This is a genomic window from Streptomyces sp. NBC_00122 (genome assembly GCF_045160845.1).
Lineage (GTDB): Bacteria > Actinomycetota > Actinomycetes > Streptomycetales > Streptomycetaceae > Streptomyces.
In genome coordinates this window covers 5,647,421-5,670,188 of sequence record NZ_CP108191.1, presented here as the reverse complement: position 1 = coordinate 5,670,188, position 22,768 = coordinate 5,647,421, and the positions used below count along the sequence as shown (strand labels likewise).

The following is a 22,768-nucleotide window of genomic DNA, read 5'->3' as shown; positions in this document are numbered from 1 at the left end:
GAATCGACTCGGGCATGCGATGAACCGACAGGCGTCCTCGCGCGGCCCCGGAATACAGACCCCCCTCGGGTCTGTTTCCCGAGTTCGCGCGATGATGTCCCGCCCACCCCTTATCTGTTCGCAACGAGAGGCTCCTTGTGTCGCTCAGCCCGTCCCGTACGTTCCCTCCGGAGATCGCCGAATCGGAGGCCCTCGTCGCGCTCGTCGAGCGCGGCCGCGAGCAGGGTCACATCAACGGTGACGACGTGCGCCAGGCCTTCGAGGCCGGCCGCATCCCGGTGGACCAGTGGAAGCGGGTCCTGCGCAGCCTGAACCAGGTCCTGGACGAGGAGGGTGTCGCCCTCCACGTCAGCGCGGCCCCCGCCACCAAGACTGCCGCCAAGAAGCCCCGCAAGGCAGCCGCCGCCCCGGCCCGCACGGTGGCCAAGAAGGCAACCACCCCGCCGCGCCCCATCGGCGCGCGCAAGACGTCTGCCACCAGCACGGCCACCAGCGCGGCCACCGCCACCGCCGCGGCGATATCCGCTCCGTCGGCATCCGCCATCGAGGACGAGGCGACGGCCGGGGCCGCCGCCGAGCCGAAGAAGCGGACGGTCAAGAAGACCGCGACCGCCGCGAAGAAGACCGCCACCAAGAAGACGGCGGCGAAGAAGACCAGCGCCAAGGACGCCGACGAGGGCGAGACCCCCGCGGTGGAGGGTGAGGACTGGGCAGCCGAGGACCTCGCCGACGAGGCCGAGGAAGAGGCCCCCAAGGCCGCCGGCACCCAGGGCTTCGTCCTGTCCGACGACGACGAGGACGACGCTCCGGCGCAGACGGTCATGGTGGCCGGCGCCACCGCCGACCCCGTCAAGGACTACCTCAAGCTCATCGGCAAGGTGCCGCTCCTCAACGCCGAGCAGGAGGTCGAGCTCGCCAAGCGCATCGAGGCGGGCCTGTTCTCCGAGTACAAGCTCGAAGAGGAGGAGGACCACAAGCCCGCCTTCAAGCGCGAGCTGGAGATCCTGGTCGAGGACGGCCGCCGCGCGAAGAACCACCTGCTGGAGGCCAACCTCCGCCTCGTGGTCTCCCTCGCCAAGCGCTACACCGGCCGCGGCATGCTCTTCCTGGACCTGATCCAGGAGGGCAACGTCGGCCTGATCCGCGCCGTGGAGAAGTTCGACTACACCAAGGGCTTCAAGTTCTCCACGTATGCGACCTGGTGGATCCGGCAGGCGATCACGCGTGCCATGGCCGACCAGTCGCGCACCATCCGCATCCCCGTGCACATGGTCGAGATCATCAACAAGCTCGCCCGCGTGCAGCGCCAGATGCTCCAGGACCTGGGCCGCGAGCCCACCCCGGAGGAGCTGGGCAAGGAACTCGACATGACCCCCGAGAAGGTCATCGAGGTCCAGAAGTACGGCCGCGAGCCGATCTCCCTGCACACCCCGCTGGGTGAGGAGGGCGACAGCGAGTTCGGTGACCTCATCGAGGACTCCGAGGCGGTCGTGCCGGCCGACGCGGTCTCCTTCACCTTCCTCCAGGAGCAGCTCCAGTCCATCCTGGGCACGCTCTCCGAGCGCGAGGCGGGCGTGGTCTCCATGCGCTACGGCCTCAACGACGGCCAGCCCAAGACGCTGGACGAGATCGGCCGCGTGTACGGGGTCACCCGTGAGCGCATCCGCCAGATCGAGTCCAAGACCATGTCGAAGCTGCGCCACCCGTCGCGTTCGCAGGTGCTGCGCGACTACCTCGACTAGGCCCGCGGCCTTCAGGCCAGTCGGAAGACGGGCCCCTTGGGTGTGAACGGCAGGGAGGCACCCTGCGGAACCAGATAGGCGTGCTCACGCCGGATCCGCAGGGTGTCGCACCATCCGTCCGTGATCACCAGCACCGGGGCCCCGGGCGGGAAGTCCTCCGCCCGCTGCAGCAGGTCGATGCCCGGCTGCAGCACGGTCCCGCCCCGCCCGCGTACCCGGACCCGGCCCGCGATCTCGGTCGGGGGCAGATAGCCCGCGTCGTACGGCGCCGCGTCGCAGAACACGACGCGTGCCGCCGGTACGTCGCGGGCTTCCGCGTACGAGGCGATCGCGCCCAGCGCCTTGCCGAGCAGGGCGGCGTTCATCGACCCCGAGGTGTCGAGCACCACACCGAAGGTGCAGCGGGCCACCTCCTCGGGCGGGAAGTGCCGGCCCGCGCGCGGGATGTCCGGGGTGGAGGCCTGGCGGCGTGCCGGGCGCGCGTAGCTCCGTACGGGCGCGGGGCGCGGCACGTACTCGTCGAACCAGCGGGCCAGTTTCGCGTCCCAGGGCACGGGAGGATGGGCCAGCGCCCGGATCTCCTGGATCAGCCCGGCGGGCAGCAGCCCCCGCCGCCCCGCCTCGTGCAGGTCGAAGCCCTGGACGAGGCCGCGCCGGTAGAAGTCGTCCAGATCCGTGTACGGGCAGCTCCCCGGGTGGGGCAGCGGCTCGCCCAGGATGTCCCCGAGGCCTTTGCCGCGCAGGGTCGCGAGGCGGCGCATCCGGCGCGGGTCGGTGGCGATCCGGTCGTAGACCTCCTCCACGGACAGGTCCCGCAGCGCGGGGTCGTGGAGCAGTCCCGCGGGCATCTCGCCGACGCCCATCTCCACGAGCCAGCCGTTGACCACGTAGTCGGCGGCCACGTTGTGCAGGTACGGGTCGCGGGCGCCGCGGCGCTCGCCGTGGCGCAGGGCGGCGTGGAGCATCTCGTGGGCCAGGATGAACCGCCATTCGCCGTCGGTGAAGGTGCGCAGCGGGTTGACGTAGATCTCGCCGGAGCTCGCGCTGACCGCGGCGATGGCGATGCCCTGGGAGCGGGCCAGCTCGGCGTCGGCGACGATCTTGAGGCCGGCGGCGAGGCCGCCGAGCAGCGGGTACGAGGAGACGAACCAGTTCAGGGCCAGGTCCCAGGGCTGCTGGCGGGTCCGTTCGCCGGTGACCCGGTCGCGGCGGCCGCCGGCCACGTCCATCGCGGCGGAGACGCTGCGGGTCAGGGCGTGCGCGAAAGCGGCCTCCCAGTCGGGGGCGGTGGTGTTCCAGCGGCGCCAGGTGACCAGGACCTGGTCGGGGTGGTCGCCGGCGGTGCCGCACTGCGCGTAGGCGGCCGGGATGCCGTCGCGGCGCCAGCGGGCGGCGAGCAGGTCCTCGTCCCCGCCGGGGTATTCGGCGGGGAGGTGGTCGGGGGCCCGGCCTGTCGGAACGGTGAGCAGGAAGCGGTTGACCACCGCGCAGCGGGCGGCGAGGTCGAAGCGGTCGGGCTGCGGGCGGTCCTCGTCCTTGCTCGCGGGGACGTGGCCGAAGCCGAGGTGGAGCAGGGCGTGGGCAAGGGTCCAGGCCCAGTCCCGGGGGTCGGCTCGCCGGGTCGGATGGACGTGGACGGTGCCGTTGGAGTCCACCGCGGCCAGTCCCCCGGCCGGGGTAGCCGCGCATTTGGCCTGGCGGCAGACGGCGGCGTCGACGGCGGCGAGGGCCGGGTTCCGCTTGACCAGGGCGAGGCCCTCCGCGAAGGCCTCGGTGGCGGGATCGGGCTTGGCGTCCTTGCCGCGCGGGGTCCGGCTCACCGGCGGGCCTCGACCAGGCGGGGCATGTCGCGGGCGGCCTCGACCAGGAACCAGGCGGGCAGCACGGGCAGGCCGTCGGCGTCGTCGGCGATGACGGTCTGGGCGACCTCGACGGAGATCTCGGCGAGCTGGACGAGGAGCGATTTGGCGCGGTAGGCGGTCTGCCGGACAGCGGGCGAGACGTGTTCGCGCTGCGCGGGGAGTTCTTTGACCAGACGGCCCCGGAAGGCCTCGGCCAGGTAGTACAGCAGGTCCCGGTCCTCCATGCGGCGCGGCCAGCTCGCGTCACCCTTCATGATCGCCTCAATGCCGAAGGTGTGGCGGACGATCTTGGCGTAGCCGCAGAAGGAGACGGCGTGGGCGGGGGTGAGGGTGCCGTGCGCCACGACCTTCAGCGTCTGCTCGTCCAGGCCGGTCCCGAAGGAGTGCAGGGCGTCGGAGAGCATGTGCCAGGAGCGGGGCGTGGAGAACGCCTCCTCCGTCTTGGGCGGCTGCGACCACAGGTGGTCGGGGCGGTCGGTGAGGTAGTCCGTGACCCAGGGGTGGATGCCGTTCTCGCCGGCCCAGACCAGCCAGTCCCGCGCGGACGCCTGGAGGTGGACGTGGGTGAGGCGATTGACGAGGGCGGAGGCGATGGGCCGGGCGAGCGCGTTGTCCGTGGCGCGGTTGCCCGCGCCGATGACGATGGAGCCCGCGGGGAGCTCGTAGGAGCCGATCCGGCGGTCCAGGATCAGCGAGTAGAAGGCCTTCTGGACGTCCGGGGACGCGGCGTTGAGCTCGTCGAGGAAAAGGCAGTACGGCTCGTCGCGCGCAATGGCCTCTGGCGGGCAGAAGACGGAGCGGCCGCCTCGGATCTGCGGTACGCCGATCAGGTCCTCGGGGGCGAGCTGCGTGCCGAGGAGGCTGACGCACTCCAGGCCGAGGGAGTCGGCGAACTTCCGTACGAGCGAGGACTTGCCGATTCCGGGCGCCCCCCAGAGGAACACGGGCCGCACGGTGGCGAGGCCGAGGAGCAGTTCGGGGATCTGGGCGGGGGTGACGGTGACGGCAGCCTGCACGGGTGGCGGTCCTCATGATCGGGTCGTGTGGTGCGCCCAGTGTGGGCGCACCACACGACCCGGAGCACCCGGTTTTCCCCGGTCCCCGCGAGTCAGCTCGCGGAGTGCTCCAGCAGGTGCTTCAGCTTCTCCTCGCCCCGGGGCATCTCCTTGCGGAGCATGGGCTTGACCACGAGGGGGACCAGGGCCCTGCCCATGCCGTGGCCCTCGAAGTCGACGGACAGGGTCACGCGTGAACGCGCCCCGCCGTCGAGGGGTTCGATACGGCCCCGTACGTCCGGCCGGACCGGCCCGTCGACGCCGTGGATGTGCCAGCTCCGCGGCGGGTCGAGTTCCGTGAACTCCATGGTCGTGGGGACCCTGCGCTTGCCGATCTGCCGGGTGACGAGGACCTTCGAGCCGACGTGGACGGGGAGGTCGCCCATCGGTACGACGGACACGGCGCTGTCCTGCCACTCCGGCAGGTGCGTGGGGTCCGTCACGTACGAGTAGACGTCCTCGGGGCTGCGGTCGATGTCGATGGTGTTGCTGATCGCGGACATGGCGACCCCTTAGAGCCCCCCTGGCTGTCCTCTCCCTCCAAATTACCCCGCGGGCGAAACGATGGCCCGCCGCCGCCGGGCGGACATCACCGCGTGGACGAGTACGCCCGCGAACAGGAACATCACGCCCTGGTAGACGGCGGCGTAGCCTGAGCCGGCCACCAGCCACATCGAGAAGCCGAAGGCCAGGCAGGCGAGCGCGGCGTCACGGACCAGGCGGCCCCGGTGGACGCGCTCGGACCGGCCCGAGAGCAGGAAGTAGAGCTGCGCGGCGGTGGAGAGCAGGTACGGGACGGTCGCGGTGAAGGTGGTGACCAGGACCAGGATCTCGAAGACGCCCGTCGAGCCCGCCGTGTAGTTGTAGACGGTCAGCGCCGAGGCGAGGACGGCCGTGACGACCACGCCGACCACCGGGACGCCGCGCTTCTTCGTCTCGAAGGCCTTCGGAAAGAGGCCGTCCTTGGCGGCGGCGTACGGGGTCTGCGCGCTGAGCAGGGTCCAGCCGTTGAGGGCGCCCGCCATCGAGATCACCGCCGCGCAGGCGACGACGGTGCCGCCCCAGGTGCCGCCGGCCCCTCCGTCTGCGGAAAACATGGCGTTGACCGCGTCCGTGAAGGGGGCCTGGGAGGAGACCAGGCTGTCGTGGGGGACCAGGCCGAAGACGGAGAGGGTGCCCAGCAGGTAGACGGTGGCCGCGCCGACGGTGCCCAGGATGGTGGCCCGGCCGACGTTGCGCGCCGGGTCGCGGACCTCGCCTGCGCTGACGGCGGCGGATTCGACGCCCAGGTAGCTGAAGAGCAGGATCGCCGCGGAGGCGGAGACGGCGCCGACCGCGCTCTGGTCGGTGGCCCGGAAGGGGCCGAGGTTGGCCGGGTCGAAGAAGAGGAGGCCGCCCACGGAGACGAGCAGCAGCGGGGCGAACTTCAGGACGGTGGAGACGAGTTGGACGGCGCCGACGTACCGGGTGCCGGCCAGGTTGGCGAGCGCCGGCAGCCACTGCACGGCGAGGGCGGCCAGGCACATGGACCACTTGTGCGCGCCGACGGCCGGGAAGAGCACGCAGAGGTAGCCGACGGCCGCCACCGCGAGGGCCGCGTTGGAGACCCAGGTGGTGATCCAGTAGCTCCAGGCGGCGAGGAATCCGGCGAAGTCGCCGAACGCGGCGCGGGCGTAGACGTACGGGCCGCCGGTCTGCGGGTGCCGCCGGGCGAGACGGCCGAAGACGAGGGCGAGGGCGACCGCGCCGAGGGTGAGCACCGCGAACGCGACGAGGCTGATGGTGCCGAAGGGGGCCACCGAGGCGGGGAGGAGGAAGATCCCGCCGCCGATGATGTTGCCCATGACCAGGCAGGTGGCGACGGGAAGGCCGAAGCGCCGGGTGTCCTCCCGGCCGGGCGCGGGAGGCTCGGGGACGGGTGCGGCCTCGGTCGGCGGTGCTGCGGTGCTGGTCACGGTGGTGCGCCTCAGGGTGTCTCACATGGTGGGCAGGTCAACACATGGTTGACCACCGCAAAGGCGGCACCAAATCAGTGGTTTTCGTCCTGCGCGGGCGTAGCCGCGGAAGGAAAGATTCCGCCGGTGGTGCCCTCCGGCCGGGAATCCTCCGCCGGCAGGGCGACGGGCGGAGCCGCCCGCGGGGCCACCGGCAGCTGCGGCCCGTCCGCCTCCCGCAGCCAGCGGCGCAGTACGCCGTGCACCGCCTCGGCGCCCGCCAGCTCACCGCCCGGATCCGACAGTTCCGTCGGCCACATCAGGAACGGGTGCCCCTGTTCCCCGCCGAGGCCCCCGTGCGAGCCGATCTGCTCCTCGAAGGCGTGTACCGTGCCCGTCCGCGGGTCGTACGCCGAGTTCACCATCACGTCGGCCACGTGCGGGAAGGTGTCGGTCCGGCGCACGGCCCCGGCCGCCCCGGGGCCGAAGGGAGCCAGCAGTTCCTCCGCCTCCCCCGGCACGTCGAGGCGCGCCACCGTCCCGCCCCGGCCCAGCACCACGCCGTCCACCAGCAGGAAGCCCACGCCGGGGTGGTTCGCCAGGGTGGGCAGCAGGGCGGGGTACGCGCGCTCGACGCGTTCGCGCGAGGCCCGGCCCGGGACGTCCGGGAAGGAGATCAGCCCGAGATTGCCCGAGGCGAGCACCACCGGGCCGGGGCCCGGCCCCTGGGAGGCCTCCGCGTCCTCCTCCACCGGCCGGTGCAGGGCCGCCAGGACGGCCGCCCGCGCCTCGGCCCCGCTGCGGGTGCGGCCCGCCCGACGGGAGACCGGAAGCCCGCAGCCCGCCCGGACCAGGTCCTTGAGGGTCAGCCCGTACCGGCTGAGGAAGGTCTCCCCCGGGCTCTGGCCGTGGTCGGAGAGCAGCACGATCCGGTACGCGCGCGGCGCGTGCTCGGCGACCCGGGCGAGCAGCGCGAGGCTCCGGTCCAGGCGCTGCAGCACCCGGTCGGTGTCCCGGCCGTGCGGGCCGGAGTGGTGCGCGACCTCGTCGTAGGCGACGAGGTCGGCGTAGACCGCGGCGCGCCCGGCGAGCATGTCGCCGATCACCGCCGCCACGACCACGTCCCGTTCGACCACGGTCGCGAAGGCCCGGATCAGCGGGTACAGCCCGCCGCGCGCCACGCGCGGCCGGTCCCCGCGGATCCGCGCGCGCAGCGACTGGCCGGTCTCCCGGCAGGCCTCGGCGACGAAGGACAGGGCCGTGCGGACGGCGTTGGCCGGATCGGAGAAGTACGCGAAGTAGCCGGCGCGGGAGCGGTTCGCCCGCCCGCGGCGGGCGGATACCGAGAGCACGAGCGCCAGTTGGTCCGCGCCACCGCTGAACAGGTTGCCCCGGCTGGCCCCGTCGAGCGTGAGCAGCCCGCCGTCCGCGGTCCGCTCCACCGCCCGCCGCTGGAGCTCGGCGGCGCTGGTGGGCCGGTTGCAGACCATCACCTCGCCGGTGTCCTTCTCGTACCAGCGGAACGCGGGCACGTCGAAGTTGGAGCCGTGCAGGATGCCGAGCTGGCTGGCGCCGGTCTGGCTCGACCAGTCGGTGCGCCAGGACACGATGCGGTGGCTGCCGTCCAGCCAGTCGGAGACGGTCGGCATCAGGCCGCTGCCCGCGGCCCGGCGCAGCACCTCGTACCCGACCCCGTCGAGCTGGAGGAAGACCAGCCCGGGCGCGGACCCGAAGGCCCCGGGCGCGCCCGTCCCCCTCCCCTTGCGGCGGCGCCGGTCGGCGAGGCGGTAGAGCCGCCGCCGGTACGCCTCGTCGTCGCGCACCGCGAGCGCCGTCGAGGTCGCCGAGGCCACGGCGGACATCACGGCGGCCACGACCACCGCGGTCTCGGGGGCCACCTCGCCCCCGGCGGGGACCAGGCTGAGGGCTATGAGCAGCAGCGAGCCGTTCAGGAAGAAGACGAGCAGGCCGAGCACCAGGGCGGGCACCAGCAGCAGGGCCCGTACCAGCACGGGCCAGACGAGCGCGCTCAGCAGACCGAAGGCCCCGGCGCCCAGGGCGGCGGTCAGCCCGATCTGCGTGATGCTGTCGTCGTCGCCGGACCGGAGCCGGAAGTCCGGCAGGATCCCGGCCAGCGCGAGCATCGTCAGCGTGGACACCGCCCAGACGAGGATCACACGCACCAGGGCGCCGCCCGCGGTCCGCCACCGTCCTCGCACCACGCTCCACCTTCCGCGCGCCCCGTCCCGCCTTCCAGGCTCGCACAGCCCGGCTCACCGGGCCGGGCGACACGGACGGCGCACAGGGGCGGCGCACGGGCGCGGAGGAGGCGCCGCTCAGGTGCCGTCGTAGCCGGCGGTCGGCATGGAGAGCCGGCGGTGCACCTCGGCCTTCATCGCGGAGGTGTACGGCGGTTCCTGGTGCCCGGCGGTCTCCAGGCGCACCCCGCGCCGCTCGCACTCGGCGCTGAACTCCTCGACGGAGCGCAGCGCGCGGGCCAGCACGCGGTGGTTGGCGGCGACGAAGAGGTCGACCTGCCCGGCGTCGATGTCGGACCAGAGCCCGCAGTGGTCGGCGCGCAGCCCGTAGACGAGCAGTTGCCTGGTCACGACGTACCCGTGGTCGGCCGCCCAGCGCGCGCACACGGCGTGCTGGGTCCGGGTGTCCACGGCGAAGGGGTCGGCGTCGAGGTCTTCGAGCGGGGCCAGGCTGGCGATCGCGGCCACGCGCAGCTCTTCCATGCCGCCCGACCCTACTCCGATCGGCGGCCGGGGAGGAGAGGGCGGCGTCGTTCCGGTTCCGGGCGGATCCAGGGGGGAAGCCTCCAAGCGGCCGCGTGGACGTGCCCTGCTTCCCCGGGGCGGCTTAGGCTCGGTGAGGGGACGGGACGGGCGTGGGAGGGAGGGCCGGATGCCGGTGGAGATCACCTGGTGGGGGCATGCCACGTGCACGGTCGAGGACTCCGGGGTCCGGCTGCTGACGGATCCGCTGTTCGCCCGGCGCCTCGCCCATCTGCGGCGGCGCCGAGGGCCGGTGCCCCCGCCCGAGGCGGCGCGCGCGGACGCGGTGCTGGTGTCGCACCTGCACGCCGACCACCTGCACCTGCCCTCGCTGCAGCGGCTGGCGCCCGGCACCCGGCTGCTGGTGCCGCGGGGTGCGCGCCGGGCGGTGCCGGGGCTGGCGCGGATCGCCGGACTGCGCGGGCTGGCGGTGACGGAGGTGCTGCCGGGCGACGAGGTCCCGGTGCGGGACGGCGTACGGGTACGGGCGGTCAGCGCCCTGCACGACGGACGGCGGATGCCGTTCGGGCCGCACCTCGCGCCGGCCCTCGGGTACGTGGTCGAGGGCGCGGCCCGTACCTACTTCGCCGGGGACACCGGGCTGTTCGACACGATGGCCCGGGAGGTCGGCCCGGTGGACGTGGCCCTGCTTCCCGTGGGCGGCTGGGGACCGTACCTGGGCCCGGGTCACCTGGACGCGGGGCGGGCGGCGCGGGCGCTGGCCGAGCTGGCCCCGGCGGCAGCGGTCCCGGTGCACTACGGGACGTTCTGGCCGATCGGGATGGACGCGGTGCGTCCGCACGAGTTCCACGCGCCGGGCGAGGAGTTCGAGCGCCGCGCGGGGCGGCTCGCGCCGAAGGTGACCGTACGGGTGCCGGCCCACGGGGAGCGGGTGCGGCTGCCGTGACCTGGCGCGACGTCACGGCGGCGGCCGGACAGGTGCCGCCGGAGACCACCCAGCAGGCGGTGGGCTACCCGGCGTTGTTCGTACTGGTGGCGCTCGGCGCGCTGGTGCCGGTGATCCCGACGGGGGCGCTGGTGAGCTCGGCTGCGGTGGTGGCGCTCCATCACGAATCGCTGCCGTACGGGGTGTTGTTGGTGTTCGCGGTGTCGGCGCTGGCGGCGTTCACCGGGGACGTCACCCTGTACTGGCTCGGGCAGCGCGGCGTGCGGTCGCGGGGCGGCTCGCGCTGGCTGGAGGCGCTGCGCGGCCGCGCCACGCCCGATCGGCTGGAGCGGGCGCGGACGGGGCTGGACGAGCACGGGGTGCTGGTCCTGGTGGTGTCCCGGCTGGTTCCGGCGGGGCGGATCCCGGTGATGCTGGCCTGCCTGCTGGCGCGGCTTCCCCTGCGCCGCTTCGCGCGCGGCGACGCCCCGGCCTGCCTCGCCTGGGCGGCGGCGTACAGCCTGATCGGCATCCTGGGCGGCTCGCTCTTCTCGGAGCCCTGGAAGGGCGTGGCCCTCGCGGTGGCCCTGACCCTGCTGGTCAGCGCGGTCCCGCCGGGGTGGCGCCGACTGCGGGGACGGACCCGGCAGGAGGGCTAGACGGGGCTAGACGCAATGCCGTTGCTTTATGGCGGTTGGATCACGATGGCGTCGTGTGAGGGCCGGGTTGGCTGGGGCCAGTCGCGGTGGCGACTGGCCTTGGCCTTGTAGTTCGACATCTTGCGTTTGACGACCCGGGGCTGGCTGCGCAGTCGCCTCGGGGGCAGGAGCCGCTCGGTGACCTCGGCGCGGAAATGCCGCCAGGCCCTGTGCAGGTGGTCAGGGGGAAAAAGAGCCGGGCAGGATGGTCACGGTGCGGCGGGCCGCCCGCAGGGCGGTGGTGAAGGAGAGCCGGTCACAGTCGACCGGCTCGGGACCACCGGCCGCCGCTTCGGCCATCAGCGCGCGCAGGGCGTGGTGCACCAGCAGGTGGGCATAGATCTCCTGGCGGACGCCGGTGGGCGTCTTGCTGGCCAGGACAACGGTCTTGGCGCCGCGCTGATGGGTCTTGATCTCGTCCAGGACGCTCTCGCACTCCCAGCGTTGCGGGTAGAGCGCGGCCAGGTCAGCGGCCGGGGCCCGGACCGGGTCCAGGACCGAGGTCAGCAGCACGTACTGGTCCTCGCCGGGTCGTCCCGGGTCGTCCAGGCGGTAGCGGATCACGCGGACCGCCACCGGCTCGCGGCCGGCCTTCTTGTCGTCTCCGGCCTGGATCACGGTGAGCCAGGACCCGTCGGGCAGTGTTTGCAGGACGGGCAGGCGGCGGTTGGTCTTGGCGCGGAAGCACAGGTCAGCGCCGCTGCTGGTCAGGGCTCGCCATAACCGGGTCGAGGGCAGGTTGCGGTCGCCCAGGACGAGCATGTCCTCGGTCAGTGAGCGTTCCAGGTCCTCGGCGAGGCGGACCTCGCCGTCATGCCAGCCGCCGAGCACCGCATCGACGACGGCGTGGGTGCCGCATTCGACCAGAGCGACGACCTGGACCTGCGGATATCCGCCGGTGCCTTCCCCGCGGCCGGTCCCAGGGCGGCCGAACTCAGCGGCGTTCGCCGCACTGTCGGCGACATCGAAACGGGTGCCGTCGATGGCCATCAGCCGCCAGCCCCTCCAGAACACCCCGGGCATCGCGGGCGTGCCCAGCGGTCGGGCGCATCTGTCGAACAGCGCGGCCATCGGTTCGACCCCGAGCCGTCCACGCGCCCGGAAGATGGCAGCCTTGCTCGGTGGATGCCACGACCCCCACAGCCCCGCCCACCGCAGGCCCTCAGCAAGGTGCCGCATGACCTCCAGATACGGCGCGGGCGAGAACAATGCCATCGCCAGCAGGAAGTACACCACCAGCCGGGCCGGCAACAGCCGCCGACGCTTCTCCGTCCGGTCGCACTGGGCCACGACCTCGTCCACCAGCCACGGCGGATACATCCGGGTCAGCACACCCACCCCGGCCAGATCCGGCAGAGACGACGCCATGCCACCACCCCCGATGACGTCGTCTCACCGATCCAGATCAATGTCAACGGCATTGGGGCTAGACGTGGGCTAGACGTCCCGTGCGGTCCGGGTGACAGGCCCTAGTCTCCGAGCATGCGTGAGGCGCCGATCGGAAGGTCCCAGAGGTGTTCGCGGGGCAGGCCCGCGCGGGCCCACGCGGCCCGGGCACGGTGCAGGGGTTCCATGACCGGCTCGGCGGAGAGGACGAAGGTGGCCCAGTGCATGGGGGCCATCCGCCGGGCGCCGAGGTCGAGGCAGGCCCGGACGGCCTCCTCCGGGTCGGCGTGGACGTCGCCCAGCCACCAGCGCGGGGCGTAGGCGCCGATGGGCAGGAGCGCGAGGTCGATACCGGGGTGGCGGCGGCCGATCTCCGCGAACCAGTGGCCGTAGCCGGTATCGCCCGCGAAGTAGAGCTCCTTCGGCGTGGGGCTCAGGGTGTCGGTCAAGATCCAGCCGCCCCACAGGGACCGGCAGGTGTCGATCAGCGAGCGCTTGGACCAGTGGTGGGCCGGTACGAACTCGAAGCGTACGCCGCCCAGTTCGGCCGACTCCCACCAGTCGAGCTCGGCGACCCGGGTGAAGCCGCGGCGGCGGAACCAGCCGGCCAGGCCCGCCGGGACGAAGAGGGCGGTGCCGCGCGGCAGCCGCTTGAGGGTGGGCGCGTCCAGGTGGTCGTAGTGGTTGTGGCTGATGACCACGGCGTCCACCGGCGGCAGGTCCTCCCAGCGCACCCCGACGGGTGTCATACGGGCCGGGGTGCCGAGGATCCGCCGGGACCAGACGGGGTCGGTGAGCACGGTCAGCCCGCCGGTACGCAACACCCAGCTGGCGTGTCCGGCCCAGGTGGCGCAGACCGTGCCGGGCTCCGCCGCGGGCAGCGGGGCCGGCTCGTACGGCAGGTCGGGGATGCCTCGCAGCCCGTCGGGGCCGGGCCGGAAGGCGCCCTCGCGGGCGAGCCGGGCGAAGCCGCGGACACCGGGGAGCGGGGTGGTGAGCCGGTCGGCGAAGGAACGGGGCCAGCGGCGGTGTTCGCCGAGCGGGCGCGGGGTGCCGGGGAGCGGCGGCGGGGCGACGGCCGGCCGGGCGGCGGCCTGCCGTACCGCGCCCGCGCCCGCACCCGCCCCCGTGGATGCGGGGGCGTCCGTCCTGTCGCTCATCAGGAGTCTCCGTTCACCGGGTCGGGCATCAGGCCAGCCCGCCCAGGACTGAACCGAGCAGGTCCAGGGAGCGCCGCACGTGCGGCAGGGCGAGCGGATCGCGGGCGGTGAGCGCGGCCAGCCGCTCCTGCGGGGTGGCGCCCAGCAGCGGCCCGGTCGACAGCCTCACGCGCAGGGCGACCGGTTCGTCCGCGAACCGCTGCCCGCCCGGGGTGGGCGCGCCGAGCCGCCCGCCGAGCCAGTCCTCCAGCTCCATGGCGTCGCCGACCCCGTGCCGGGCGAGTCCGGCGCGCAGCGGTGTCAGGTCGGCGTAGAGGTGCCGGCCGGCCTGCGGGGGCCGGGCCAGCGCGCCGACGGCCAGCAGCTCCCGGTGCGCGGCGGCGGCGACCGCTCCGTGCAGGGCGGCGGCCGCGCGGGCCCGGCCGGCGACCGCGTCGGGTTCGTCGAGCGCGTGCGCGGCGGCCCCGGCGACGGGGCCGGCGACCAGCGCGCCGGTGGCGGTGAGGACGTCGAGGGTACGGGCGCGCAGCCAGGTGCCCCTGGCGGTATCGGGGAATCGGACCACGGCCGCGGGCCAGCCGGCGGGCAGCAGCGCTCCGGACAGGTCGACGAGGACGGCCGCCTGGTCCGGGAGCATCTCGGCGGGGCTCAGGACCAGCGTGTCGTGCGGCCGGTGGACGGTGTCGCGCCAGCTCTCGTCGCTGACGACGAAGAGCCCGGCGGACGCGGCGGCCTCGCAGGCCTCGTGCAGCATCTCGGGCGGGGGCACGGTCGCGGTCGGGTCGTCGGCGACCGACAGCAGGAGCACGCGCGGGTCGCCGCCCTCGGCGCGCACCCGCCGTACGGTCTCCAGCAGGGCGTAGGGGTCCGGGATGCCGCCGCATTCGGCCGGGGTCGGCACGTGGTAGGCCTGCCGTCCCAGCAGCCGGACCTGTGGGGTCCACCAGGCGGGACAGGGCCGGGGCAGCATCACGTCGCCCCCGTAGGCGCCGAGCAGCGCGAGCAGCAGCGCCGGGGCCCCCGGGCCCGCGGCCACGTCCTCCGGGGCGGTCGGCAGCCCGCGCCGGCTCCAGTAACGGCAGGCGGCCTCGCGGACGGCGTCCCCGCCACCGGCGGGCTCGGGGGCGGAGCGTCCGGCGGCCGAGGCGAGGACGGAGAGGAGTTCGGGCAGCACGGGCAGGCCCGGCTGAGGCGCTGGAGGCCCGTACCGCACCGGACCACGGCCTTCCGCCGTCGTGCGCTGCATCCCCTCCACCGTTGCCGCCTTCCGCGCGCGTCCCGCTCAGCTCCGCCAACCCTGACCTTTATACGATTATTTGTGACTGTATGCCCGCTCTACGCCCCCTTCGACCGTCGTCGGCAGAAGCCGATCAGCCCTGCCTCCCCAGCAGCGCCAGCAGCCTGGTCTGCGCGTTCGCTCCCGCCGGAACCTCCAGCGGAGCGGCGAACATTCCGCTCGCCGCGAGCCCGTCGGCGTACGGCATGACCTCCTTGATGGAGAACTCGACGAGACCGTCCGGCAGCCGGTCGTCGGCTCCGATGCCCCGGGCGAGGTCCCAGGTGTGCACGACGCAGTCGGCGGTCAGCTCCGAGCAGTACGCGGAGCCGAGCGCGGGCCCGTAGGAGAGCTTGACGGTCCGGTCGAGCGCCCCGGGCTCGGCGAAGGCGTCGTGCGCGGCGGACGCGGCCCGGTCCCAGGCGGCGACCGGGTCATCGCCCAGCACGTCGCCCGAGAACATGTCGCCCATCTCCTCGACCGTGCGGCCCTCGGTGACCAGCGGCGGGATCCAGAGCTGCTCCCCGGTGACGTGGTTGACCAGGTCCCGCACGCTCCATTCCGTGCACGGAGTCGGCGCGTCCCACTGGTCGTCCCCGATGGCGCGCAGACGCTCGCCGAAGAGCCGAAGCGCCTCGGCGTGCCGTTCGAGCAGCGTTTCCGGCATGGCTCTCACCGTCCCGTGGCACGAGGTCCGCCCCCTCGGCCCCACTCTCCTCGCCCCCGGATCTCCCTGCCACCGCCGGGCCGGACCCCCTTGCCGCGCAGGGGTGGTGTCCACATGTAGAAACGTGCATCTCACATCACGAACTGATCGTCTACGGTGAGGGCAACGCTTCGACGAGGAGGGTCAGGCCATGGATGCCCACCAGGAGACCGCCGTCTACACGCACGGCCACCACGAGTCGGTGCTGCGCTCGCACCGCTGGCGCACGGCCCGGAACTCCGCCGCGTACCTGATCGGCGAACTGCGTCCGGGGATGTCGGTGCTGGACGTGGGCTGCGGCCCGGGCACGATCACCGCCGATCTGGCGGAGCTGGTGGCGCCGGGCGGCCGGGTGACCGCCGTCGACGCGTCGGCGGACGTGGTCGCGCAGGCCCGGGCGCACGTCGCGGAGCGGGGGGTGAGCGGGGTGGAGTTCGCCACGGCGGACGTCCACGCGCTGGACTTCCCGGACGACTCCTTCGACGTGGTCCACGCCCACCAGGTGCTGCAGCACGTCGGCGACCCGGTACGGGCCCTGCGCGAGATGCGGCGGGTGTGCCGGCCGGGCGGGATCGTGGCCGCGCGGGACGCCGACTACGCGGCGATGACCTGGTACCCGGCCACGCCGGGGCTGGACGAGTGGCTGGACCTGTACCGCCGGGTCGCCCGCGCCAACGGCGGCGAACCGGACGCGGGCCGGCGCCTGCGGGCCTGGGCGCGGGAGGCGGGCTTCTCGGACGTGGCGTCCTCGGCGACGTCCTGGTGCTTCGCCGGCCCGGAGGAGAGCGCCTGGTGGTCGTCGCTGTGGGCGGACCGCACGACGGCCTCCTCGTACGCGGACATCGCCGTCCGCGGCGGCCACGCGACCGCCGCGGACCTGGCCGCCGTGGCCGGGGCCTGGCACGCCTGGGGAGCGTCCCCGGACGCCTGGTTCTCGGTCCTGAACGGCGAGATCCTCTGCCGGACCTGACGCCCGCGCGTCACCCCACCGGCGGCCGCATCCGGAAGTCGTATCGCGCGGGCAGCGGCCGGTCGGTGAGGGCCGACCAGACCTCGCCCAGGATCTCCTCGCCCTCCCGGAGGTCCGGGATCTCGAAGCCGTCCTCGAAGACCCGCCGGGCCGCGGCCACATGGCCCTCCGCCGCCAGCAGCCTGGCAGCGAGGAGCCGGAAGCGGCCGTGCTCGCGCAGGGCGGGCCGCAGCCGGTCCCAGACCCGCCGGGCCCCGGGCAGGCGCCCCGCGGCCAGCAGGGCCGCCATCGCCTCCTGACCCAGCGCGGACTCCGCAGCCGTCCACGGCTCACTGCCCCGGCTCTCCCCGGCCAGGTCGTCGAAGGCCTCCGCGTACCCGTCGGCCGCCCGCGCCGGGTCGCCGGCCAGCGCGTCCGCCACCGCCAGGCAGCGCAGCAGCGGCCACCGCGACGGGGCCAGCGCCAGCCCGCGCTCCCAGCTCCGTACCGCCTGGGCCACGTCACCGGCATGCCATTGCGCCACGCCCAGGTGGTACTCGGTCAGCGGTTCCGCCGGGGCCGTCTCCAGCATGTCCCGCCAGTGCGCGGCGACCAGGCTCGGCCCCGGCGGAGCCACCCGGCGCGGGGCCGGGAAGACCCCCGTGCGCCACAGCTCCAGCCACGGCTGCTGGGCCTCACCGAGCGTGGCCTCCTCGAAGGGGGTGCCCGGCAGCTTGAAGCCGCCGCACAGCACCTCCAGCGCGCCCCACCCCGACCCCGTCGCCAGCCGCTCCCCCGGCTCGCTGTCGGCGCGGCCGCGCCACGCCTCGTAGGCCGCGTCCAATCGCTCCCGGGGCAGTACGCGTTCCAGCGCGTGCTGCGCCGAGCCGCGGGCCGCCGCCCAGTCGGCCCCGTGGACCGCCGCGGGCTCCGCGGCCAGCGGCCCGTACGCCTCCAGCCAGCTGAACTCCGCCCCGCCCTCCAGCCGGACGTGCTCCAGCTGGGTCCTGGCCAGCCCGGCCTGGATCTCCGCGTAGCCGCCCGTGCCCGGATCGGTCAGCCACTCCTGCCAGCGGCGGCCGCCGCCGCCCGCGCCCCACACGAACAGCTTGCGCCCGCGCAGCCGTCCGGTGGAGGTCTGCACGAGCCCCCGGCCGTCGGCGTCCAGGGAGGCGATCCAGGGCCGGGCCCCGTCCTGGACCTCGTAGAAGAAGTCGGCCGGATACTCGCTGCGCAGCGGGTACGTGCGGTCCACGCCCTCCCACTCCGGGACCGGGACGCGGCGCAGCGAGCGCTCGTAGCCGAAGTTCCAGGCCTCGTCGGCGGGGGCGAGGACGCGGGTGCCCGCGTCCTCGGGGACCGCGATGTTGGACCACCAGTACACGGGCGCGGGGCGCTCGTGCGGATTGCGCACGCGCACACCGACGTAGAGGAACTCCGAGTCCTCCGGGAGCCACAGGTCCACCTGGAAGGGCAGGTCGCGCAGCCGCTCCCACTCCCACAGCCGGACCATCACACCACCGTCCGGGGCCGGGACGAGAGCGGCGTGCAGCGGGGCGCAGGACAGGGTGGTGTGTCCGGTGGCGCCGGTGTTCCACTCGATGCCGCCGGAGAACCAGGCCCCGTTGAGGGCGAAGTTGGCGGGCTGGAACACCGGGTTGCGGTAGAGCAGTTCACGCCCGGTGGGCAGGTGCACGAGCGAGTGGACGCGCCCGCCCAGGCCCGGGAGCACGGTGACCCGCAGGTGTTCGTTCTCGATGACGATCGACTCGAACTCCCGCTCCGGGCGCTCCCGCCGGTAGCCGTCCCGGATCCGGACGGGCAGCAGCGAACGCAGCGGCTCGTACCCGATCTGCCGCGCCATGTCGCGCGGCAGCCCGTCGCGCGACCGATCGTCCAGCGCGTGCACCCCGTCGGGCGCGCGCAGGGCGGGCAGCGGGTTCTCGGGGCCCAACGGGGCTGCGGGGAGGGTCAGTACGGCGCGGCGGACGGTGGTGGCCATGAGGGAAATGGAACACGCCACGGCGGCCGGTGCACAGGGGTTCCGCGGATCACCACCGGTCAGGATTACGCAAAGGCCAGTTCGAAGGCCTACGCGAAGGCGCCCACGACCAGGTCGGCCAGCAGCGCGCCCGCACGGCCGTCCGGGTCCAGGTCCGGGTCGTAGATCGTGACGTTGATCCCGACACAGCGCGGGGAGCTCACCAACACACCCAGAAGTTCGGCGAGTTCACCGGGGAGCAGGCCGCCGGGGTCGGGGCTGTCCACGGCCGGCATGACACTCGGGTCCAGCACGTCGGCGTCCAGGTGCACCCAGAAGCCGTCGGTCACCGGCGGGTGCAGCCCGTCCAGCGCCGCCCGGGCCACCGGCCCGGCGCCGTGCTCGCGGATCTCCCCGACGGTGGCGGTACGGATCCCGGCCGCGCGCAGCTCCGGGAGGTCGCCGTCCCCGTCCCGGATGCCGAAGAGCCGCACGTCCTCGTCCCGCAGGTACGGCGACCGGCCCTCCAGGTCGGCGAGGGCGGCCTGCCCGCGCCCGGTGGCGAGGGCGAGCTCCTCCCCGCCCGCGGCGCCGACCGGCCCGTTCACGGCCTCGTTGCCGGGGTGGCGGAAGTCGGCGGAGCCGTCGATCGCGGCCAGTCCGTACCGGCCGAGCCTGCGCATGGCGAGCGAGGCCCCGAGCTGGATGGAGCAGTCCCCGCCGAGCACGACGGGGAACTCACCTTCCCGCAGGTGCCGTTCGATCCGGTCGGCGAGGAGGAGCGTGTACGCGGCCAGGGCGTCGGCGTGGAAGACGCCGTCGCCCTCCTTCCAGTCGCCGCGGTCGTACCGCGGCGGGACCGCCACCCCGCCCTCGCGTGCGCCGAGCCGGGCCAGCAGGCCCCGTTCGCGCAGGGCCCCGGCCAGCTTGTAGACGCCGGGTACGGTGCCGGGCGCGGGCGGGCGCAGGCCGAGGTTGGACGGGGCGTCGAGGAGCACGAGGGATCGCATGGATCCATCCTGCCTCGATACCGGGCCGGAATGCCTCCTACGGCAGCGGCATTCCGGCGGTCACGGCCCACCTCTCGTGGTCGCGCCAGGCCCCGTCGACGTGGAGGAAGGCCGGGGAGAGCCCCTCCAGCCGGAATCCGGCGCCGCGGACCAGCGCGATCGAGGCCGTGTTGCCGGGCTGGATGTTGGCCTCCAGGCGGTGCAGGCCGAGGCCCTGCCCGGCCGGGGCGAAGGCCTGCGCGAGGACGAGGCGCAGGGCCTCGTGGAACAGCCCGCGGCCGGCGGCGTGCACGAAGGCTCCGTAGCCGAGGGCTCCGCACCGGAAGGCACCGCGCACGATGTTGTTGATGTTGACGAACCCGGCGATGGCTCCGGTCCCCCGCTCGCAGACGAGGAACCCGGCGCGGCCGTCACCGTCGGTCAGCCGGGCCGCGTAGGGCTCGTACTCCTCGATGGTGGCGGGCGGGAACAGCCACGGCCGGTGCAGCTCGCGGCTCTCGCGCACGCGCGCGGTGAACTCGGGCCCGTCGGCGGGCCGGAAGGGCCGCAGGCCCACCCGGTCGCCTTCGCGGAGGTACGCGGAAATACTCATCGCGCCAGGCTAGGCGGTGTGGCAGGATCCCCCGGTGATCACGATCCGGGATACCGAAGAACTCCTGCTCGCCGCGGCACGCAACAACGCCGAATGGTGCGACGCCGTCGTGCGCGGCCACGGACCGGCCGGCACGTTCGCGCCGGGCGTCTGGACGAGTGCGCGCCGGACCCCGCCGCTCTACCCCGACGCCGTGTCCATCGCCCCGGGCGCCTCGGCGGCCGGGCTGGTCGACGCGATCGACACCGACAGCCCCGGCTGCTCGGTCAAGGACAGCTTCGCCGACCTGGACCTGGCCTCGGACGGCTTCGAGGTGCTCTTCGAGGCCCGGTGGATCCACCGCCCGGCCGGGGCCCCGGCGGCCGCGGGCTCGCGGCTGGAGTGGTCCGAGGTGACCACCGCCGACGAACTGGAGGCCTGGGAGGCCGCCTGGGACGGCGAGGAGTGCACCGGACTGTTCCACCCGGGCCTGCTGGGCGAGGACGTCGCCTTCCTGGCGGGCCGCGCCGACGGCCGGATCGTGGCGGGAGCCGTCGCGAACCGCGGCGGCGACCCGGTGGTGGGCCTGTCCAACCTCTTCGCGCACGACGACGCCGACACCGACGCCGCCTGGACGGGCGCCCTCACCGCGATCACCGCCCGCTGGCCGGACCTGCCGGTCGTCGGCTACGAGACGGGCGACGACCTCGGCGCCGCCGTACGCGCCGGCTTCACCCCGCTCGGCCCGCTCCGCGTCTGGCTGCACACCGCCTGACTCAGAGCCACAGTTCCAGCCGGGGGACGTCGGTGCGCTCGATACCGAAGACCTGGGCGTACAGCGACAGTTCGGCCTCCAGCGCGCGGATCATCGTGTCCGCCCGCCGGAAGCCGTGCCCCTCGCCCTCGAAGGTCACGTACGCGTGCGGTACCTGCCGCCCCTGCATGGCGGCGAGGAACCGCTCCGCCTGGGCCGGTGGGCAGATCGGGTCGTCCAGCCCCTGGAGCAGGGCGAACGGGGCCGTGATCCGGTCGGCGCGAGCCACCGGCGAGCGCTCGCGGCACCGTACGGCGAGGGTCTGCGGCGGTCCGGCCAGACTGTCGATGTAGCGGGACTCCAGGTCGTGGGTCTCCTCGGCGAAGCCGAGCAGGTCCAGCACCGGGTAGATGATCGCCGCGCAGGCGTACAGGTCGGTCGCGGCCAGCGAGGCCGCCGCCGTCCAGCCGCCCGCGCTGCCGCCGCGGATGGCGAGCCGGGCCGGGTCGGCGGTGCCCTCGGCGGCCAGCGCCCGCGCCACCGCCGCGCAGTCCTCGACGTCGACCACGCCCCACTGCTCGCGCAGCCGCTCCCGGTAGGCACGGCCGTAGCCGGTGGAGCCGCCGTAGTTCACCTCGACCACGCCGATGCCGCGCGAGGTGAAGTAGGCGATGTGCAGGTCGAGTACGGGCGGGACGTGGTCGGTGGGTCCGCCGTGCGCCCACACCACGTACGGGGGCAGTTCGTCGGCCGGGGCGCGCACCGCGGGGTGGTGCGGCGGGTAGACGTGCGCGTGGATCTCCCGGTCGTCGGGCCCGAGGAAGGTCCGGCTCTGCGGCTCCGGGTAGTAGGCCGGGGCGACCCGGTCCGCACCGTGAGCGCCGATCACCCGGGCGTGCCCGGTGGCCGTGTCCAGCTCCACCACCTCGTACGCGCTGCGCGGGCTCGCGGCGACCCCGTAGACGCGGGTGCCGCTGACGGCGAGGGCCGGCTGCCAGGCCGTCCACGGGCCGGCCGCGTCCACCAGGTCCCCGCTCTCGGGGTCGAGGATGCCGAGCACCGAGGAGCCCTGCCCGTGCAGGACGGCGACGAGCCCGTCGGGGAGCGGGGCGAGCCAGGAGAGCCCGGGCTTCCACAGCGGGCCGCCGAACTCCTCTTCCCGGGGGCACAGGTTGACCGCCCAGCCCGTCCCCGGGTCCACGCGGTACGGGTTCCACCAGCCGCCGCGGTCGCTCACCGCGAGGAGGGTCCCGTCGGCCGTCCACTCGACCTGGGCGATGGCCTCGTCGGGGCCGCCGAGCACGGTTCGGGGCCCGGAGAGGGTCCCGTCCGCGGTGACCTCGGCGAGCCGCAGCTCGGTGCCGTCCCAGGGCATCCGGGGGTGGTCCCACACCAGCCAGGCCGCGCTGCGCCCGTCGGGGGAGAGCCGGGGCCCGGTGCTGAACCGGTACCGGTCGTCGGTCAGCTCCCGCACCGCCGACCGGTCTTGTGCCGCCGACCCGTCCAGCGGTACGGCGGCCAGCACCCGGCGTACGTCGGTCGGGGCGGGGCCGGTGAACTCCTCCAGCACGCACCAGACTTCGCCGCCGCGCAGCACCGGGTCGGCCCAGCGCAGTCCGCCGCCGACACCGGAGACGGGGGTGAGGGGCCGCGGTCCGCCGTCGGGCGCGTCCGGCTCGAAGGCGTAGAGCCGCTGGTCGGCGAAGTGGACGAAGACGAGCAGCGGCCCGTCCTCGGCCCGTTCGGCTCCGGCCCAGGGGCGGCCGCCGTACTCGGTGACCCGGCTGCGCACGTTCCACGGCGCGGGCAGCGCCGTGACCGTGGGTGCGCCGTCCGCGGGGCGGCGCACCAGGGCCCGGCGGCCGCCCTCCTGCGGCCGGGGCTCGGTCCACCACACCTCGGGGCCGACCGTGCCCACGTACTCGGGCCGGCCGTCGAGCGAGGCGGCGAGCTCCGCGTCGATGGGAGAGGGCCAGCTCCCGTAGGGCCGGGTCGGCACGACCTCCATCACAGGGTCC

General features: G+C 74.2%; 19 protein-coding genes. 5 read left to right on the top strand and 14 right to left on the bottom strand.

From position 1 onward, the window contains the following. Positions 1–137: 137 nt before the first annotated feature. Positions 138–1,742 (top strand): RNA polymerase sigma factor, encoded by a 1,605-nt coding sequence (locus OG737_RS26170; protein ID WP_328928644.1) that lies wholly within the window; start codon positions 138–140, stop codon positions 1,740–1,742. A gap of 11 nt (positions 1,743–1,753) precedes the next feature. Here the strand turns inward: OG737_RS26170 and OG737_RS26165 are convergent, their stop codons facing one another. From OG737_RS26165 to OG737_RS26140, 6 genes are all read right to left on the bottom strand, one after another. Continuing rightward, positions 1,754–3,562 carry a DUF2201 family putative metallopeptidase gene (locus OG737_RS26165; protein ID WP_405922056.1) on the bottom strand — a complete coding sequence of 603 codons (1,809 nt, stop codon included), beginning with the start codon at positions 3,560–3,562 and terminating at the stop codon, positions 1,754–1,756. Continuing rightward, positions 3,559–4,620, bottom strand: a complete 1,062-nt coding sequence (locus OG737_RS26160; protein ID WP_328928642.1) for a MoxR family ATPase — start codon at positions 4,618–4,620, stop codon at positions 3,559–3,561. The genes OG737_RS26165 and OG737_RS26160 overlap by 4 nt, the downstream gene beginning before the upstream one ends. A 92-nt stretch (positions 4,621–4,712) precedes the next feature. Further along, a complete protein-coding gene (locus OG737_RS26155) occupies positions 4,713–5,162 on the bottom strand; it encodes an SRPBCC family protein (protein WP_328928641.1) in 450 nt (149 codons plus the stop codon). Positions 5,163–5,204: 42 nt separating this feature from the next. Next, the gene (locus OG737_RS26150; protein WP_328928640.1) at positions 5,205–6,614 is read right to left on the bottom strand and encodes an amino acid permease; all 1,410 of its coding nucleotides are present in this window, start codon (positions 6,612–6,614) and stop codon (positions 5,205–5,207) included. 74 nt (positions 6,615–6,688) lie between these two features. Then, positions 6,689–8,815, bottom strand: a complete 2,127-nt coding sequence (locus OG737_RS26145; protein ID WP_405922055.1) for a phage holin family protein — start codon at positions 8,813–8,815, stop codon at positions 6,689–6,691. Between the two features lie 114 nt (positions 8,816–8,929). Continuing rightward, entirely contained in the window at positions 8,930–9,334 is a 405-nt protein-coding gene (locus OG737_RS26140) for a hypothetical protein (RefSeq protein ID WP_328928638.1), read from the bottom strand. A gap of 169 nt (positions 9,335–9,503) precedes the next feature. Here OG737_RS26140 and OG737_RS26135 point away from each other — a divergent pair, with 169 nt between their 5' ends. Further along, entirely contained in the window at positions 9,504–10,280 is a 777-nt protein-coding gene (locus OG737_RS26135; RefSeq protein ID WP_328928637.1) for an MBL fold metallo-hydrolase, read from the top strand. Then, entirely contained in the window at positions 10,277–10,918 is a 642-nt protein-coding gene (locus OG737_RS26130) for a VTT domain-containing protein (protein ID WP_328928636.1), read from the top strand. The genes OG737_RS26135 and OG737_RS26130 overlap by 4 nt, the downstream gene beginning before the upstream one ends. Positions 10,919–11,137: 219 nt before the next feature. On the opposite strand, the gene OG737_RS26125 is transcribed toward OG737_RS26130, so the two are convergent. The 4 genes from OG737_RS26125 to OG737_RS26110 all read right to left on the bottom strand — a co-directional run bounded on the left by OG737_RS26125 (position 11,138) and on the right by OG737_RS26110 (position 15,446). Continuing rightward, complete coding sequence (locus OG737_RS26125) at positions 11,138–12,325, bottom strand: IS4 family transposase (RefSeq protein ID WP_405677048.1); 1,188 nt, start codon at positions 12,323–12,325, stop codon at positions 11,138–11,140. Between the two features lie 101 nt (positions 12,326–12,426). Then, entirely contained in the window at positions 12,427–13,503 is a 1,077-nt protein-coding gene (locus OG737_RS26120; RefSeq protein ID WP_328928635.1) for an MBL fold metallo-hydrolase, read from the bottom strand. A 28-nt stretch (positions 13,504–13,531) separates the two neighbouring features. Further along, on the bottom strand, positions 13,532–14,749 hold the full coding sequence (locus OG737_RS26115; protein ID WP_328928634.1) for an aminotransferase class I/II-fold pyridoxal phosphate-dependent enzyme: 1,218 nt from the start codon (positions 14,747–14,749) through the stop codon (positions 13,532–13,534). Between the two features lie 124 nt (positions 14,750–14,873). Continuing rightward, entirely contained in the window at positions 14,874–15,446 is a 573-nt protein-coding gene (locus tag OG737_RS26110) for a TIGR03086 family metal-binding protein (protein ID WP_328928633.1), read from the bottom strand. Between the two features lie 190 nt (positions 15,447–15,636). Here OG737_RS26110 and OG737_RS26105 point away from each other — a divergent pair, with 190 nt between their 5' ends. Continuing rightward, positions 15,637–16,455 (top strand): methyltransferase domain-containing protein, encoded by an 819-nt coding sequence (locus OG737_RS26105; protein ID WP_328928632.1) that lies wholly within the window; start codon positions 15,637–15,639, stop codon positions 16,453–16,455. A gap of 10 nt (positions 16,456–16,465) precedes the next feature. Here OG737_RS26105 and OG737_RS26100 read toward each other — a convergent pair whose 3' ends face one another. The 3 genes from OG737_RS26100 to OG737_RS26090 form a co-directional block, all read right to left on the bottom strand. After that, on the bottom strand, positions 16,466–18,436 hold the full coding sequence (locus OG737_RS26100) for a DUF5107 domain-containing protein (protein ID WP_328928631.1): 1,971 nt from the start codon (positions 18,434–18,436) through the stop codon (positions 16,466–16,468). An 89-nt stretch (positions 18,437–18,525) separates the two neighbouring features. Continuing rightward, the gene (locus OG737_RS26095; RefSeq protein WP_405922054.1) at positions 18,526–19,425 is read right to left on the bottom strand and encodes an arginase family protein; all 900 of its coding nucleotides are present in this window, start codon (positions 19,423–19,425) and stop codon (positions 18,526–18,528) included. A 37-nt stretch (positions 19,426–19,462) separates the two neighbouring features. Then, the gene (locus OG737_RS26090; RefSeq protein WP_328928629.1) at positions 19,463–20,017 is read right to left on the bottom strand and encodes a GNAT family N-acetyltransferase; all 555 of its coding nucleotides are present in this window, start codon (positions 20,015–20,017) and stop codon (positions 19,463–19,465) included. Between the two features lie 43 nt (positions 20,018–20,060). Here OG737_RS26090 and OG737_RS26085 point away from each other — a divergent pair, with 43 nt between their 5' ends. Further along, entirely contained in the window at positions 20,061–20,771 is a 711-nt protein-coding gene (locus OG737_RS26085) for a hypothetical protein (RefSeq protein ID WP_405922448.1), read from the top strand. 1 nt (position 20,772) lies between these two features. Here the strand turns inward: OG737_RS26085 and OG737_RS26080 are convergent, their stop codons facing one another. After that, positions 20,773–22,758: a prolyl oligopeptidase family serine peptidase gene (locus OG737_RS26080; RefSeq protein WP_328928628.1), complete on the bottom strand. Its 1,986-nt coding sequence runs from the start codon at positions 22,756–22,758 to the stop codon at positions 20,773–20,775. Between the last annotated feature and the right edge of the window lie 10 nt (positions 22,759–22,768).

Excerpts from the sequence above, each read along its gene's own strand:
- OG737_RS26155 (WP_328928641.1), bottom strand. The coding sequence starts at position 5,162 with ATGTCCGCGATCAGCAACACCATCGACATCGACCGCAGCCCCGAGGAC.
- OG737_RS26140 (WP_328928638.1), bottom strand. The coding sequence starts at position 9,334 with ATGGAAGAGCTGCGCGTGGCCGCGATCGCCAGCCTGGCCCCGCTCGAA.
- OG737_RS26135 (WP_328928637.1), top strand. The coding sequence starts at position 9,504 with ATGCCGGTGGAGATCACCTGGTGGGGGCATGCCACGTGCACGGTCGAG.
- OG737_RS26125 (WP_405677048.1), bottom strand. The coding sequence starts at position 12,325 with ATGGCGTCGTCTCTGCCGGATCTGGCCGGGGTGGGTGTGCTGACCCGG.
- OG737_RS26120 (WP_328928635.1), bottom strand. The coding sequence starts at position 13,503 with ATGAGCGACAGGACGGACGCCCCCGCATCCACGGGGGCGGGTGCGGGC.
- OG737_RS26115 (WP_328928634.1), bottom strand. The coding sequence starts at position 14,749 with ATGCAGCGCACGACGGCGGAAGGCCGTGGTCCGGTGCGGTACGGGCCT.
- OG737_RS26110 (WP_328928633.1), bottom strand. The coding sequence starts at position 15,446 with ATGCCGGAAACGCTGCTCGAACGGCACGCCGAGGCGCTTCGGCTCTTC.
- OG737_RS26105 (WP_328928632.1), top strand. The coding sequence starts at position 15,637 with ATGGATGCCCACCAGGAGACCGCCGTCTACACGCACGGCCACCACGAG.
- OG737_RS26100 (WP_328928631.1), bottom strand. The coding sequence starts at position 18,436 with ATGGCCACCACCGTCCGCCGCGCCGTACTGACCCTCCCCGCAGCCCCG.
- OG737_RS26095 (WP_405922054.1), bottom strand. The coding sequence starts at position 19,425 with ATGCGATCCCTCGTGCTCCTCGACGCCCCGTCCAACCTCGGCCTGCGC.
- OG737_RS26090 (WP_328928629.1), bottom strand. The coding sequence starts at position 20,017 with ATGAGTATTTCCGCGTACCTCCGCGAAGGCGACCGGGTGGGCCTGCGG.
- OG737_RS26080 (WP_328928628.1), bottom strand. The coding sequence starts at position 22,758 with ATGGAGGTCGTGCCGACCCGGCCCTACGGGAGCTGGCCCTCTCCCATC.